General features: G+C 61.5%; 19 protein-coding genes. All 19 read right to left on the reverse strand.

Features of this window, described 5'->3' with window-relative positions; translation table 11 throughout:
- Window position 1: 1 nt before the first annotated feature.
- Entirely contained in the window at window positions 2–505 is a 504-nt protein-coding gene (locus A7Q26_RS07200) for a virion core protein, T7 gp14 family (protein ID WP_066858725.1), read from the reverse strand.
- Complete coding sequence (locus tag A7Q26_RS07205; RefSeq protein ID WP_066858727.1) at window positions 505–957, reverse strand: hypothetical protein; 453 nt, start codon at window positions 955–957, stop codon at window positions 505–507. Before A7Q26_RS07205 ends, A7Q26_RS07200 begins: the two co-directional genes overlap by 1 nt.
- Window positions 954–2,774, reverse strand: a complete 1,821-nt coding sequence (locus tag A7Q26_RS07210) for a hypothetical protein (protein WP_066858730.1) — start codon at window positions 2,772–2,774, stop codon at window positions 954–956. The genes A7Q26_RS07205 and A7Q26_RS07210 overlap by 4 nt, the downstream gene beginning before the upstream one ends.
- Window positions 2,774–3,436, reverse strand: coding sequence for a hypothetical protein (locus tag A7Q26_RS07215; RefSeq protein ID WP_066858732.1), 663 nt, complete (start codon window positions 3,434–3,436; stop codon window positions 2,774–2,776). Before A7Q26_RS07215 ends, A7Q26_RS07210 begins: the two co-directional genes overlap by 1 nt.
- Window positions 3,426–4,076: a hypothetical protein gene (locus A7Q26_RS07220; protein ID WP_066858735.1), complete on the reverse strand. Its 651-nt coding sequence runs from the start codon at window positions 4,074–4,076 to the stop codon at window positions 3,426–3,428. The genes A7Q26_RS07215 and A7Q26_RS07220 overlap by 11 nt, the downstream gene beginning before the upstream one ends.
- 217 nt (window positions 4,077–4,293) lie before the next feature.
- Window positions 4,294–4,620, reverse strand: coding sequence for a hypothetical protein (locus A7Q26_RS07225; RefSeq protein WP_066858737.1), 327 nt, complete (start codon window positions 4,618–4,620; stop codon window positions 4,294–4,296).
- 10 nt (window positions 4,621–4,630) lie between these two features.
- Window positions 4,631–5,065 carry a Bbp16 family capsid cement protein gene (locus A7Q26_RS07230; RefSeq protein WP_066858739.1) on the reverse strand — a complete coding sequence of 145 codons (435 nt, stop codon included), beginning with the start codon at window positions 5,063–5,065 and terminating at the stop codon, window positions 4,631–4,633.
- A gap of 12 nt (window positions 5,066–5,077) precedes the next feature.
- On the reverse strand, window positions 5,078–6,112 hold the full coding sequence (locus A7Q26_RS07235; RefSeq protein ID WP_066858741.1) for a major capsid protein: 1,035 nt from the start codon (window positions 6,110–6,112) through the stop codon (window positions 5,078–5,080).
- A 5-nt stretch (window positions 6,113–6,117) separates the two neighbouring features.
- Complete coding sequence (locus A7Q26_RS07240) at window positions 6,118–6,801, reverse strand: hypothetical protein (RefSeq protein WP_066858744.1); 684 nt, start codon at window positions 6,799–6,801, stop codon at window positions 6,118–6,120.
- Complete coding sequence (locus tag A7Q26_RS07245) at window positions 6,767–7,081, reverse strand: hypothetical protein (protein ID WP_066858746.1); 315 nt, start codon at window positions 7,079–7,081, stop codon at window positions 6,767–6,769. Before A7Q26_RS07245 ends, A7Q26_RS07240 begins: the two co-directional genes overlap by 35 nt.
- Entirely contained in the window at window positions 7,081–8,721 is a 1,641-nt protein-coding gene (locus A7Q26_RS07250) for a portal protein (RefSeq protein WP_232313714.1), read from the reverse strand. Before A7Q26_RS07250 ends, A7Q26_RS07245 begins: the two co-directional genes overlap by 1 nt.
- 239 nt (window positions 8,722–8,960) lie before the next feature.
- Window positions 8,961–9,290, reverse strand: coding sequence for a hypothetical protein (locus A7Q26_RS07255; protein WP_066858748.1), 330 nt, complete (start codon window positions 9,288–9,290; stop codon window positions 8,961–8,963).
- Window positions 9,290–10,795 carry a terminase gene (locus A7Q26_RS07260; RefSeq protein ID WP_066858750.1) on the reverse strand — a complete coding sequence of 502 codons (1,506 nt, stop codon included), beginning with the start codon at window positions 10,793–10,795 and terminating at the stop codon, window positions 9,290–9,292. The genes A7Q26_RS07255 and A7Q26_RS07260 overlap by 1 nt, the downstream gene beginning before the upstream one ends.
- The gene (locus A7Q26_RS07265; protein WP_066858754.1) at window positions 10,779–11,168 is read right to left on the reverse strand and encodes a hypothetical protein; all 390 of its coding nucleotides are present in this window, start codon (window positions 11,166–11,168) and stop codon (window positions 10,779–10,781) included. Before A7Q26_RS07265 ends, A7Q26_RS07260 begins: the two co-directional genes overlap by 17 nt.
- Window positions 11,161–11,589, reverse strand: coding sequence for a hypothetical protein (locus A7Q26_RS07270; RefSeq protein ID WP_066858756.1), 429 nt, complete (start codon window positions 11,587–11,589; stop codon window positions 11,161–11,163). Before A7Q26_RS07270 ends, A7Q26_RS07265 begins: the two co-directional genes overlap by 8 nt.
- A gap of 67 nt (window positions 11,590–11,656) precedes the next feature.
- The gene (locus A7Q26_RS07275) at window positions 11,657–11,890 is read right to left on the reverse strand and encodes a hypothetical protein (RefSeq protein ID WP_066858758.1); all 234 of its coding nucleotides are present in this window, start codon (window positions 11,888–11,890) and stop codon (window positions 11,657–11,659) included.
- A gap of 124 nt (window positions 11,891–12,014) precedes the next feature.
- On the reverse strand, window positions 12,015–12,296 hold the full coding sequence (locus A7Q26_RS07280; protein ID WP_066858759.1) for a hypothetical protein: 282 nt from the start codon (window positions 12,294–12,296) through the stop codon (window positions 12,015–12,017).
- 2 nt (window positions 12,297–12,298) lie between these two features.
- Window positions 12,299–12,739, reverse strand: a complete 441-nt coding sequence (locus A7Q26_RS07285) for a hypothetical protein (RefSeq protein WP_157102486.1) — start codon at window positions 12,737–12,739, stop codon at window positions 12,299–12,301.
- Window positions 12,740–12,776: 37 nt separating this feature from the next.
- Window positions 12,777–13,257 (reverse strand): hypothetical protein (locus tag A7Q26_RS25095; protein WP_232313715.1); only part of this gene is annotated, 481 nt, incomplete at its 5' end.

Raw genomic sequence — 13,257 nt, forward strand, 5'->3', positions numbered from 1 at the left:
ATCAGCCCCCCATCTTGGCTTTGATCGTGGAATACTGCTTGGCCCCGCCGAGCGCCGTCCCTGCCATGTTGAACAGGCCGCCGATGAGCGCGCCTTGCCCGGCCTGCCGTGACGCCTTGGCCTGCGATCGGTAATTGACGCCCTCAATGTCGAAGCTGCGGACATTCTCCGCGCCCTGATCATAGATGCGCCGGGCATCTTCCTGCGCGAGCATCTGCGTGTCGGCCGTCAGATCGGCGGCGTTGCCGAAATTCACGTCCAGCCCTCCGGCCGCCATGGCGACGCGCTGCTGCCCTTGTAGCTGGGCAACCTTGCGATAATGAGCAAGCGCGGCATCGCGGGTGTTGTCCTGTTCGCGGCGCGCTGCCTCGCCTGCCAGCTTGGCATTCTGATCCGCCACGCGCGCCTGATACTTCGCCTGGGCATTCTGCTGGAGCGCGCTATAGCCCTGCCCGACCGTGGCGACAGTCGTTGCCGCGATGGTGAGGGTGAGGGGATCGCACATCAGCGCTTCATCCAGAAATAGCGGAAGGGGACACCCCGCACGACATGCTCCTCAGGTTCGACGGTAAAGCCCCAGCGCGCCAAGAGCCTGATCGCCTTCCCGTTCGCGCTGGAAACTAGGTTGCTGGCCAGAAAGCTTGAATCGACGGCTTCGCGCAGCAACGCCGGCCCCATGGAGAGAAGCGCCCTGCCATGGCGATAGACTTCATCCGTCCCGAGAAACCAGACGGTCGCCGTGCGGTTGAGCGCTGACGTTGTGACCGCCCCGAACATCGCTTCCGGCCGCCCGTCCACCAGCGCCGTCCAGCATCGATCGGACAGGAGAAACCCATTACGAAGCGCCTGCTTCGGACCATGCCCCATGGCCTCGCACTCAACCCGGTCAATGGCGCGAATGCGCGAGGCGATCGGACCGATATGCGTCACCTTCGACGCAACGACTTCGACGCTCATTGCCCCACGACAGGATCAAGGAACACGCCAATCAGTGTCAGCGGCAGGGGGTCGGTCTGCTTCACATAGACGGACGCCTGCCCGCTCACCACGTTCGGAGAGTCGATCAGATATTTGCCATCAAGCAGCCTGTCCGCCTCGCCCCACGCTTCAGATTTGCGCGGCTTGATCGGATGCGTTGTCGGCTCCGCTCCATCCTCTTTGCCGGAACCGACGCGAACGCCACGGCTGTTGCGCAGATGCACCGCTATCTCGCCAGGTTGCTGCTTTCGCGCTGCATTGGAGCCGGCAGAGCCGTTGAACATGACGGGCATCGTTTGAATATCGACATCATAAGGAAGGCCGAACGTCGCCTTGCTGACCGGGCCAACACTATCGTCAAGCGTTACTCTGCCATTCGCGACAACCAGACCCTTGACCACGAACCCGTCGCACAGCCCCCAGACCGTCTGCCCCTCCAGATGCCAAAGATTGCGGAAAGTCTGGCGCGGCTCATCATAGGCGAACGAGACGGCGCAATCGAGGAAACAGCAATCCGCGACACTGTCCCAGCGCGTCGACGCCATGCGTTCGATGAATGTCTTTTCCTGCCCATCGATAGTCCGACGGACAGTCAGATAGACCCGATCCTCCCCATTCTCGGGAATGCAGCAGCAGGACGTGACGAAGCCGTCTGTCTCGCACAACGTCCAGCCCCACACCTGTTGCGCTTGCTCCCATGTGAAGGCCAGCAACTTGCCATCATCGCGAGCCGCCCAGATGATCGAACGCGGCTCCTGCGCATAGCACCATGAAACGATGTCGAAGCCCTCAAAGAAGTGCGGCGAGAAGATCGAAACATCGTCGGATGTGAGGCTATCGACCTCGAACTTGTAGTTGATCGAACGAACCCCGGCCCCGACCGATGGCGTATAAAACACCACGTTATCGACAACCAAAGGTGACAGCCGGGATGATCCACGGCCAATCTGCCGGCGAACCGTAACGGGAGGGGATGCTGTCAGATAGCCGCCATCAGCTCCGCTATCGACGCGGAACAGGCTATCCGATGTCAAGGCGAGAAGGCTGGTCGTAGCTACAAGCTGGTTAATCGCGTTGACCCGCCCGGCATTGGCAGCAATCACGATCCCATCATCCGCCCTGAGCGGGATAGACTGGTCGAAGTTCTCAAACTCCGCTGATCGGCTTCCCCAAATGGCGTTGGGATTGTTGCGCGAGCGGCCAAGAAACAGACGCTGTTCAAAGAACGTGACAGTCGAGGGGTAATCGTTCACGCCCGGAAACGGATTGTAAGCCTCAGGCGGCGCAGTGCTCAGATCAGGGCCGATGTTGTCGTCAATGAAGCTCGTTTCGACCGTGCTGCCGATATAGCCGTAGAACTGGCTGTTTTGCGCCTTGTAGACCTTGTAACTGGCAGCCCCGGTGACGGCGCTCCAGGTCAGTTCGTTATAGTTGCGCTTCAGGCTGACATCGTTGGTGACTTCCGCGCCAAGATCAGCGGGACGGCTTTCCCGACCATCGGCATCGACCGATGTAACCATATAGCGGCAGGGTTGAGGGAAATAGGCATTGCCGCCGTTCTCGGAATCCGTGTTGGGGCTGTAGGCAAAGGCCGCCAGATCGTTAGGCGGGCTGATCTTTGGGCCAATGCTGACCGGCGAAAAGGCCCATTCGTCATGTGCCGTGCGCGTCAGTTTCGTGAGCGGATAGTCGAGATGAGCAAGATACATCGTATCCGCCTGCTGCTCGAAATCGACCTCAGCCAGATCGACGGCATTATAGGGCGAGCCAACCCTGACGACGCGAGAGACGCCCATTAGGGTTGCTGCTCGTTGGGGTTGTTGGGATCGCGCCCATCACCGCCGCCGCCTCCGGTAGGCGGTGGCTCAGGAGGCGCTACCACAGGAGGAACGGTCGGCGGATCAGGGTCGGGATCAGGGGCGCTCGACCGCGTTATCCCTCCCTCCGATGAGGAGAACGCAGCCATCCCGGCTGTGCTGAGGTCAATCCGAAAATTATCGGCGTCGATAACGGAGGCGACAGTTGCGATGCGGCCGTTCAGCTCCTCTCCAAGATCGCCAGCGATACCACTGAGATAGACCTCGTTGCCAACACTATAACCATGATAGGCCGCAGTGATCTTGGCCTGCGCCTCATTCGTAATCCCTGTGATTGCCAGTTGCTCGTTAAGAACCAATCCCCCGAGCGCCGCCACACGCATATAGCCTTGCCCCATCTCCAAGGCATAAGCTTGCTCGATCGAGAACTGGAACGGGATGATCCTGACTGGCTCACTGGCGTCCAGAACCTCAGCGACGAACCGCGTTCCTGGACGCTTTTCGAGCCCGCCATATTTCAGGACGTAGCAGTTGCGCGCCTTGCGAACCGCCGTCTGGTATGCGTCGACATCGAAGCGACCCCACAGATGCGGAGCGAGTTCGCCTTTGCTGAAATTGGGCTGCGCGATCCTATAGCCCATTAGGATAGACCCCCATGCGGGCATATTCGACGGGGCTGATATAGTCAGGTTGAACCCGAGGACTACGGTTCTCAGCTTCCGCAACAGCCCTTTGTCGCGCGGTTTCAGCCTGGCGGATCAAATCACCCTTCAGCTCACGGCTTTTTTTCACCGGCCAAGCGAGGCGCACAGCCAGTTCCAGAGCCAGCGCGCGGGCGGTCAATGCATCTATACGCGCAGGCTCAACCGTGTTGGATTGATACTCAAGGATGGCGGACGCGACATTGGTGTAAATTGACCCGTCTGCAATCGCAAAGGGCAGCCGACCAAGCTCATCCCACTGCGGAAAGGAATAAGGGCCGAACACAGGAATATCAGTCCGCTGCCTGTCAACGGACGGAAGAACGCGGATCGCCTCAGCCATATCCGATGGCGCGGCGTAGCGGTAGAGCCATTCGCCGAAGCGATCATTGGTCCGCGAGGCGAGGACCGTTCTTCGAATTGCGAATGGCCAATCTGTCCATGTCAGCAACTCCTCCAGCACTTTGGGATAATGCTGGCGACAATAGAAAGCGCTCTCGCTATCATCTTCCATGGAGTTGATCGGGTCCGCCGCGATCTCCGACAGCGCCTCGTTGCAGATTGAGAGTTGGTCGGCCATGGCGCTTGTCTATGCCTGCCGTAACAGCGCTTGAATCGACGGCTAGTCGCTCCGCTGGATGGCGACGCAGAAGAACGCCGTTCCGCTGACCGCCGCACCCATGGGATTGAACCCGCTCAGGGGAGAAAATTGCTCCAATTTGATCGGATGTCCGGTGCGATTGGGAATATTGGCATAGTGGAAATGGCGGGAGCCGGCGAAGGCCCCCGCCGCCCTGTTACGCGGTTGGCTTGCGCTTTGCCTTGATGGCAGCCAGCAGCGCCGACTTGCTGAGCGGCTTGCCGCCCGGCGCGATGTCGATGCGATAATCGTCGGTCGCGGCGAGCGCCTGGAGCGCGGTCAGGCTCATGGCGTCATAGTTTGGATCATCCGGCGACGGGTCGGTTGCAGCGACGGCTGCCTCATATTCCGCCATGTCAACCGGTTCCATCCACGAGCCCTTGGCCGCGTCCGTTACGAAAGGCTCACCTTCTTCGATGATCTTGCCATCGACATAGCCGCGCTGCTTCGCGATGTAGCGAACCGGGGTCTTGGTCTTGCCCATATCAGCCTCCTCAGTTGGTCTGACGGCCAGCGACCACGGATGCCGTGATCTTGCCCGTGGTGGGCGCCGCGCCGGTGATGTCGTAGAAAAGCCGCATATACTGTTCGTCCGTTCCCTCCGGGATGTAATCGGGGAAGGAGGGGCGATAGCCGGCGACCAGGCTGGCGAGCGGGATCGCTGCCGAGCTGGCGACGGTCTTGGCCGACGAGAACGCGGCGTTGTCGTCCACCTGCAACGAAATGACCAGGCTGGTCAGGTTGTTGAAGGTTTCCGTCACCACGATGTTAAGCGGGATAGCATGGCTCGACTTGCCGATGTCACGGCCCACGGGGGCGGCGGCACCATAGGGCGTGCCAGTCGCATTCAGGTCGATGACGTTGGTCGAGCCAGCGTCGGCGGTGATGGCCTGCCCGTCGCTAAAGACGAGAGTGTTGTCCATGATCATGTCATCGTCTCCTTACGAAGCCACCGGCACGGCCGCTTCCGTGTTCAGAAGCGCGTCGGTGATGCGGATGGGCAGGTTGCGATAGGACAGGACTTCCTGCCCTTCGAGTTCCATGTATTTCAGCTGGACCCGATCATCGTCGGTATTCTGCGCGTCGAGCGCTTCGGCGACGGCCGAGTTCATGTAGATGACCGAGCGCCCCTGCTTGCCGGCGTCGGGCGCCTTCATGTCACGGCCAGTCCGCCAGCGCTGGTTCTTGTAATAGGCCTGGCGCAGCAGTGCGTAGACATCGACCGTGCCGGCTGCGAGGTCGGACACGTCGATATTGGCGATACGCACATTGTAGCGCCAGTCACGCACGGCAAGGCCGACATGCCAGCGGAACTCTTCCACCTTGGCGAAGTAGGGCAGGCCGCTCGCATCGAGAACCTGCTGCGAACCGCGGTCGATGCGCTGAAGGCCGGCGCGCGTGCCCTTGGGATAGAGCAGCGTGGTCTGCTGTTCGCCCCAGGTCACCATCCAGATCGAGGTATTGTCCGAGCCAGAACCGCCGCCATGAACGACATTGTTGCCTGCGCCGGAACCGCCACGAACATTGTAGCGCGCAGCCAGGCCCTTGAATTTCTCGGGCGTCGATGCGCTGTCGTGATAGAAGATGCCGGTTTCGACTTCCTGCGTCATCGCTTCCAGGAAGCTGTCCGCTTCCGACAGGCGCAGAGCGGCCGCGTTTTCCGCCGCCAGATCCAGCAGGCGTTCATCGATTTCCGAGCGCCCCTCGACAAAGCCGGTCGTATCCTCGACCTGCGTCTTGCCGGACTTGCTCTGCGGAATGCCCTTGTAGAGCCGGCCCCAGGTCACGCTGGGCAGGCCCGAGCGGATCGTGTGCAGATGCGTCGATCCCTTGTTCGCTTCGGTGGCGATCGCATCCTGCACGGCCGGCGACAGCCGGTGCAGAACCTCGATCACGTCCGCGTCGATCTTTCCATCCGGCCCCATCCCGCGATACATATCGATCAGGTTGAGGAACGAATTGCCAATGGTAGCCATTCAATTCACTCCTTACTGCCATACCAGCGCTGTTCGCGCGTTTCCTCGACCTTCACGCCCGCATCGCTGCGGATGAAGTCACCATCCTCGCCAACCATCGCCCCGACCTTCGCCATCGCGCGGATCATTTCGGGGTGATTGCCGAAGCCGGTTTCAGTCAGAGCGGCGCGGAACGGCGACCCCTCCGGATAGCCAAGCGCGTCGAGCGCTTTCGCCGCGGAGTGGAGCGTTGCGTCCCACTTCCCGCCGCCAATTTCGGGATCGGCCTTCGCCTCATCGAGCCACGCTTTGCGCTGCTGCGCGCCGGCATCGATCATCGACTGGACAGCCGCCTCATGCGATTTCGTCATCAGGCTCTGCGCGAGCGGCAGCACCTTGTTCGCCGCCTCGTTGCTGAGGCCGATTTCCCTGAAGATCGGCGTCGCCTCTTCCAGAAGCGCGGGATCGATCGCCATGCCTTCCGGCGCGGTCAAGTCGTAGGCCTCGGGGACGACAGGCGTGCCGGGCTCTTCAGGATCGGCCGCCTCGGGCTCCTTCGCCTTGCCGCCCAGTGCGCTTTCGTCCGCATCGTCACCAGCGTCAGGCGCAGACTCGGCGGCGGACGTATCGACAGGCACGGCATCGACTGCGGTTTCCACCGCATCAGCCTGGGCATCAGTCGCCGAGTTCGCCGTATCGTCCAGTTCCACTCTTCTTCTCCTTCGGGGCTGCCTGGGCTTCTTCACGAAGCACCGCGATCAAGGTCATGATGTTGAGAGGGTGGCGGGCGTCAGGGGGCATTCCCTGCTCCGCGTCGTTCAGCATCGCGAACATTTGACTGCGCCGCCCCTCTGCGAATGAGAGATCGCGGCCATCAGCCCCGCTCGTTCCCTGCGACAAAATTCCGCTGGCTTGAATCGACCGCCACAGAAAGCGCCGGAACGCCGGCTGCTTCATCAGTTCGGCCATGTCGGATTGCTGCTGGCTCATCAGGCTCCCAGCATCGTGTCGAGCAGCGGTTGCCCGCCTGCATCGGTCTCGGACAGAAGCCGCGCCGCATCCGCGCCCTGCTGGACGGCAGGCATGGCCTCCATCATGCGCTGGGCATTCTGCTGCTGGGCACGGCGGTTGCGGATCGCCTGCACCTCTTCGGCCGTGCGGATCAGCTTGGGCGGCGCGCCCGCGCGCTCCGCATATTCATCGATCATTTCGTCGGTGTTGAGCTTGTCCACGCTTTCGGGGAACACGCCCGCCAGGTTGCCAATGAAGGAGGCGGTGCGCTCGATCTGGCCGAGGCCGACCATCCGTTGCATCTGCGTCAGGATCGAAACAAACTCGATCTTGACCTCACTGTCCTGCATCACGTCAGGCACAGGCGGCAGCATCCCGCCGCGCAGCATGATCCCGAACACACGGTCGATGGCGACGGACAGCTTCTCGGTGTTGACGCGCTCGATCGTCGGGCCGAGCTGTGTCAGCTTTTCCTCGTTACGGGCGGCAATTTCCTCGATATTGCGGGGCTGCACGCCCTGCATGTTCGTGATCGCCATGAACAATTCGGCGAATGACGTGGCGTCAATCTGCTGATAGCAGCGCTGGATTTCCTGCCCGATGATCCCCGGCGCCTGATAAGGCATCTGGTAGGGGACCAGCACCGTATCCTTGTCCACATCGGCGGCAGAGACGATGTTGCCCGGCTGGCCCGTCAGCTTGAGGCCCGGCTTCGTCACCTTCTCAGGCTTCACCAGATGGTCGATGGCCTCGTTGCGCCGCTTGACCTGCATTTGCAGTTCGCGGATCGTCGCCAGCCCCTCCATCGCCGGGGAATAGCCGTAGGTGTCGGAGCCTGTCGTATCCCAGCGCGGGGCATAGAATGGCTGATCGTGATAGCCCGAGACGCGCAGCACATTGTCGCGGCTGTCCGCTTCGTCCCAATAGACTGAGCGGAACCGGCGCGAGAACGGATTACCCGGTTGCCAGTTGGGATCAGGCTCGATCGCCTGAAACACATCGACCTGAAATTCCGTGTCGTTGCGGTCATAGGCGTTGCGAACATTGCTCGACACCTTGTCGCCGAACGATTGCACGGCCTGGCGCGCAGTCATGGGGACGCGGCGGTAAAGCGTATCCGCCACCATGGCATCGGACGCAGAGATCCAATATTCCCCGGCCGTGAGCGCATGGCAGACCATGCCCACCTGCGGATGCTCGATCATCACGCAAGCCTCGGTCCCGAACAGGCCGAGTTCATGGTATCCGGTCTTGGCCGCGCCGTAGAAGTTGGACTGCGCGATGAACGCCTGCATCCGGCGCTCGACTTCCGACAGCCAGAACCGCACGTCCGGCTCGTCCATCATCGCTTCGTCATAGGTCGCCAGCTTGAACCATGGGCGCGACGGCGACGACAAGCCACTGGTCATGCCGTTGGCCAGCGTGCGGTAGGAGGTTATCGCATATTCGTCGTAAATCTTGTTGCGCTGACGGCGGTTCTTGTTCGTGTCGCTGTTCATGAACCGCGAGCGCGCCGGCTGACAAAACTTCGCAATGTCGCGCCAGTCCGCCTCATAGTCCGAGCGGATGGCTTTCATCCCCTGGAGGCGCGTCTCGCAGTCCTGACGGATCGAACCCATCAGCCCAGCGTGTTCGATGCAGCGGAGGTGTTGGCTGTGCCGAGCGCGCCGTTGGGACTCGTCATCATGCCAGAGATCATCGCGCGGCGACGGCGGCGCGCGTCACGATCGGTCTGCACGTCTGCGCCCTCATCGGGCAGCTTTACCGATTGGCGCTCCGGAACAGTCGGAACGTCAGGTGTTGAGGTGCAAATGGCCTGTCTCCCGCGTCATGGCGGGGACAGGGATATGGTGGTGGGCTATTCGGTTGAATCGACGGGCGGGAACGGGCCGTAGACACGACAGGCACCGGGCAAGCTTGGCATAGCCCCAGGCTCAAGAAACTGGTGATGGATGGTCCACTGCCAGCTCATGTCTGCATCCTGACCGAACGAACCCTCAGAGATCGCGACGCGGATAGTCGGGCCCATCTCCCGCGCCTGCTCACATAGGCCTTCGACATGCGCCGCGACCTTGCGCGCCCAGCTATTGGCTAGATCGTCAACCGCGTCTGATTTTGCCACATCGAGCATATCGCCAAGTCGATCCCATGAGATATCGGGCAGCGGGTATTTCCTGTCATATCGCATCAATCCAACTCCTTGTAGCGGTCATGCTCGACCGACCGACCATAGTTCGCAGGGTTGAGATAACCCGGCACTTCGCGCGGCGCGACGGGCTCGGCGAAGGTGCAGGCCAGCGCGTCGGCATCGTCAGGCGACGAAAGCCCGCGCTTTTTCATGTGGTCCTTCTTTTCCAGCACAATCGCCTGATTGAGATCGTAGCTATACTCGACCCCGGTCAGATCATCGGTCAATTGCTGTTCGTCCGGGATCGCGCCGCCAGCAAGCCATGTGCGCATCGACGTCCAGATTTCCGCACGCTTGTTCGCCGTTTTGACCCGCACGTCATTAGCCCACACAGCATCACGGCCGCGCCCGCCGAAATTGACCTCGAACACATTCTCAAGGCCAAGCTGGCGCAGCCGGTCGATGACGCCAGCACCCATCGCGCCCACGTCAACAAAGATCGCGTCGGGCTTGTAGAGGCGCGCTTCCATAGCGATGTCGCCGGCCACGGTCATGGTATCAACGCCGTGCCAGCGCTTCCACGGTCGGGACTTCGCATCGCGACCGCAGCGGATGGCGAGCGTGCTGTGGTCATCCCCGAAGCGCGCAATGTCCACACCGAAGATGACCGGATCGGAGCCGAGCGAATTGACCTCCCGCGCCTGCGCCTCCTCGACCAGACCAGAGGGGATGAACTGCATAGACGAGGCGGACGGGAATTGCCCCAGGACACGCACCTTGGCGATGTCGCTATCCTCGCCATAGGTCCGAACCAGCTCCTCCAGATAGGCTTTGTTCGTGCCCTCGACCGTGCGGCTGTCGATCTGGCGCGTTTTCCACAAGGCGCGGCTCTTGCCGAAACACTCGCGAAAGGCGCCCGTGTTTTGCGTTGGGTTGCCGAATGCGAGCCAGATGATCTCCGTCCCTTCGTCGGTGAGCGCGCCAAGAGCCACCTCCCACACCTTCGCGTCGATGCCCGATGCCTCATCAAAGATCAGGACGATGCGCTTGCCCTGGTTATGAAGGCCGGCGAACGCTTCCGTGTTGTTCGCTGACCATGTGACAAGATCGGCGCGCCATGATTTGTCTCGCCCCTTCATGGTGGACATGAGGGCCGTCGCGGTAGGCTTGAACCAGTCGGCCGTGATCGCCAGTCGCGCCCACTTGGCAATCTCGGGGCTGGTCTTTGTGAGAAGCTGCCCCTCCGTGTTCGCCGTCACGACGATGCGCGTGTCAGGGCAGGTGTCGAGCGCCCACTTGATGACCATGCTGATCGCGGCCGACTTGCCGATACCGTGTCCCGAAGCAATCGCAATGCGGCAAGGCTGAAAGCGGGTAGCGGGATTGGACAGATGGTCGCGGATTTGCCGCATCATCCATCGCTGCCACTCACGCGGGCCGGTTGCGTCTGCAAGATCGCCGTGGCCCCACGGAAAGGCGTAGAGAGCATAGCGCTCAGGATCGTCCGCGAATGAGCCTATGTCCTTCGCCAGCGTGATTTCAGGAGGCTCAGCCCTCGTTGCCATGGGCGCGCTTGCGTCCTTCCTCAATCGCCGCGGCAAGGTCATCCTTCACATGCAGATCAACCTCCGATCGCTCCACCCAATCCTCCCGTGCCATGTTCTTGAGGCCGAGCGCACAGGCTTGCGCAGAGCCGGTGCCGCCGCCTTCACGCGCGATCGAGCGGTTCACCTTCTCCCACCAGGCCGCGCATTTTGCCTTGCCCACGTTGACGGCTTCTGAAAACTCAGGGTGATTGGCCATCCACTCGTTGATGGTCGAACGCGCGACGCCAATCTCGCCGGCAAACGAGGTCAGGCTTGCACCCTCCGCCATATGGTTCACAACCTCCTGCACATAGGCGGGCTTGAACTTGCTCGGACGGCCACCTTCACCCACGCTCCTGCTCCACTTTCCATCCAACAAAAACCAGATCGGCCAGATACTCGACAGCCGGCTTGCCCATCTTCGCCGCCTGCGTGAGTATCTGCGCGGCAATATCCGGCGCACGTTCCCGAACCGCGGCGATCGACGGGGCGGGCACCTCCCTCGGCCTGTCGCGCCAGTGCGGGGCCGTGGACATGGGCATCGCCGTGCATTTGCCGGTGGCCACGATACACACCTGCCGCGTGCGCTGGAATCGCTCGACCTCGATCAAGCCCTTTTCTTCCAGCTTGCGCACCGTGTGCGGCGGCGTGCTGTCGGACGAGCATCCGAGCATCCCCATCAGTTCATCGTTTTTCGGAGCCGGCTCAGTGGCCTCAGCCGCCCTCACCAGCGCCTCATACACGATCCGTTCGTTGCGCGTCAGTTCGATCATTTTCCCATCACTCCCGCCAAGATGGAAATGCCGGCAAAGGCCATGATTGCGATCCCGAAAGCGTCCATCACTCCTCCCCCGCCTTCAACAGCCCCGACCGCGCATATTCCAGCGCGCCGAGCATCCGCCACCGATCTTCAAACTTGCTGTGATTGAGATAGACCTCGCGTGCCCGATCATTCGCGACCATCACCCATTCGATGATGTCGCCGCGCTCGATCGCATCGGCCATTTCCCGAATTTCGTCGGCATTGGCCTTGCGACCTTCCGCGCCTGCATCGGCAATGCTGACCAGCTTCATGACCTCACGACCCTCCAGTAAAATTCTGCGTAATCCAGCCTCACCCCCAACCGCCGCGCCTCATCCCCGGCCTGCTCGCGGGTGGGGCGGGCGCGGAGGAGGAAGCAGAGGTAGTCGGTGAGGGTCATGACACCCACACAGAGCCGTCCGGCAGGCGGATTCCATCCCAGCGACGATACAGCCATGTTTCAGCATCATCGCTCTGTGTGCGGTTGTAGAACTGGTCGATGAAGGCCCGCATCGCATGCTGGCCGCCTTCATCGGCGATCATCTGGCCGATCGAGGTCGCGACTTGGTTCTGGAGCGTGATCTTATCCTCATGGCGCGGATCCGATTTCATTGCTCGATGCAGCGCGAACATGCTCGCCAGATGCTCGACGTGGAGCTGGATTAAATCGTCCGTCATGATCACAGCCCCGCTATCGTGCTGCGCCGCTGGCGGATGACGAACCTCTCATTCCCCATGTCGCGCAGATATCCGATCTCCGCGGCGACTTGCCGCCACCGAACTGGCGCACGATCGACCTCGCGCTGATCCGCCTCACCGGCATTCAGGCGGTCCATGAACTTGTCCATGTCCGAGCGATACGACGGGTCGAACTCCAACCTCATGCCGTCGTGACTGGCGACCCAGCGAATATCGCGGCGGCCCTTCTCCCGGCCGTGCAATTGGTCGTTCGCAGCCTGCGCGCGCATCTCCCAATCGGTTGCAACTGCGGCGCGCTGGGTAGGCTTGGGCAGGTAGCTTTTCGCCAACTGGATCAGGTCGAAAGCCTTGGGCATGTAGGGCGAGCGGGTCGCCCAATCGCTGATCGCACGCTCCAGCAGGTCGGCTGGAATATCGTGCAAGTCACTTGCCAGCATAGCAAGCTGGCCGGCGTGCGCCTCAAGATCGCTCTGTGAGGTAGGACGGTAGCGAAGGCCAAGTTTCGCGATCAAATCCCTCACCTTCGCCGGAATCGTTCGCGAGGTCGGCTTGGGCCTGTCGGAGCATGTCGATGGCAGGTTCTGGCCGGGGGCCGCGAAGATTTCCGACGCCTTGGCGAACATAGGATTGGGCGTGTGCTGCATGTCGAATATCCTGATTTTCGGGGGCGTTGATGCTGGCCCAGCCCTTGGCTGCGGCATGTTCCAGCAGGCGGCCAGGCGGCCAATCGGCGTCCGTGTGTTTCTCGATATCCCGCAGGAACCCCCGGTACGCCGTCGCGGAATTGGTCATCCGCTTGCGTTTACGGTTCAGCATGAAGTCCGCCCAAACCTGCGGGTCAGCCCATTCCGGTTTCGGAAAATCGTCGGCCTTACGCGCGGGTGTTATCTCTCCACGGGGATAGGCGGGGGTGGGGTTAGTTTGGGGGTCTGGGGAAAAG

The organism is Sphingobium sp. TCM1 (genome assembly GCF_001650725.1).
In the GTDB taxonomy this organism is placed as follows: Bacteria; Pseudomonadota; Alphaproteobacteria; order Sphingomonadales; family Sphingomonadaceae; genus Sphingobium.

Coding starts and splice junctions, on each gene's coding strand:
- A7Q26_RS07275 (WP_066858758.1), bottom strand. CDS start 11,890: ATGAAGCTGGTCAGCATTGCCGATGCAGGCGCGGAAGGTCGCAAGGCC.
- A7Q26_RS07260 (WP_066858750.1), bottom strand. CDS start 10,795: ATGGCAACGAGGGCTGAGCCTCCTGAAATCACGCTGGCGAAGGACATA.
- A7Q26_RS07225 (WP_066858737.1), bottom strand. CDS start 4,620: ATGGGCAAGACCAAGACCCCGGTTCGCTACATCGCGAAGCAGCGCGGC.
- A7Q26_RS07270 (WP_066858756.1), bottom strand. CDS start 11,589: ATGATCGAACTGACGCGCAACGAACGGATCGTGTATGAGGCGCTGGTG.
- A7Q26_RS07245 (WP_066858746.1), bottom strand. CDS start 7,081: ATGAGCCAGCAGCAATCCGACATGGCCGAACTGATGAAGCAGCCGGCG.
- A7Q26_RS07200 (WP_066858725.1), bottom strand. CDS start 505: ATGTGCGATCCCCTCACCCTCACCATCGCGGCAACGACTGTCGCCACG.
- A7Q26_RS07215 (WP_066858732.1), bottom strand. CDS start 3,436: ATGGGCTATAGGATCGCGCAGCCCAATTTCAGCAAAGGCGAACTCGCT.
- A7Q26_RS07255 (WP_066858748.1), bottom strand. CDS start 9,290: ATGCGATATGACAGGAAATACCCGCTGCCCGATATCTCATGGGATCGA.
- A7Q26_RS07220 (WP_066858735.1), bottom strand. CDS start 4,076: ATGGCCGACCAACTCTCAATCTGCAACGAGGCGCTGTCGGAGATCGCG.
- A7Q26_RS07235 (WP_066858741.1), bottom strand. CDS start 6,112: ATGGCTACCATTGGCAATTCGTTCCTCAACCTGATCGATATGTATCGC.
- A7Q26_RS07205 (WP_066858727.1), bottom strand. CDS start 957: ATGAGCGTCGAAGTCGTTGCGTCGAAGGTGACGCATATCGGTCCGATC.
- A7Q26_RS07210 (WP_066858730.1), bottom strand. CDS start 2,774: ATGGGCGTCTCTCGCGTCGTCAGGGTTGGCTCGCCCTATAATGCCGTC.
- A7Q26_RS07230 (WP_066858739.1), bottom strand. CDS start 5,065: ATGATCATGGACAACACTCTCGTCTTTAGCGACGGGCAGGCCATCACC.
- A7Q26_RS07250 (WP_232313714.1), bottom strand. CDS start 8,721: ATGGGTTCGATCCGTCAGGACTGCGAGACGCGCCTCCAGGGGATGAAA.
- A7Q26_RS07280 (WP_066858759.1), bottom strand. CDS start 12,296: ATGACGGACGATTTAATCCAGCTCCACGTCGAGCATCTGGCGAGCATG.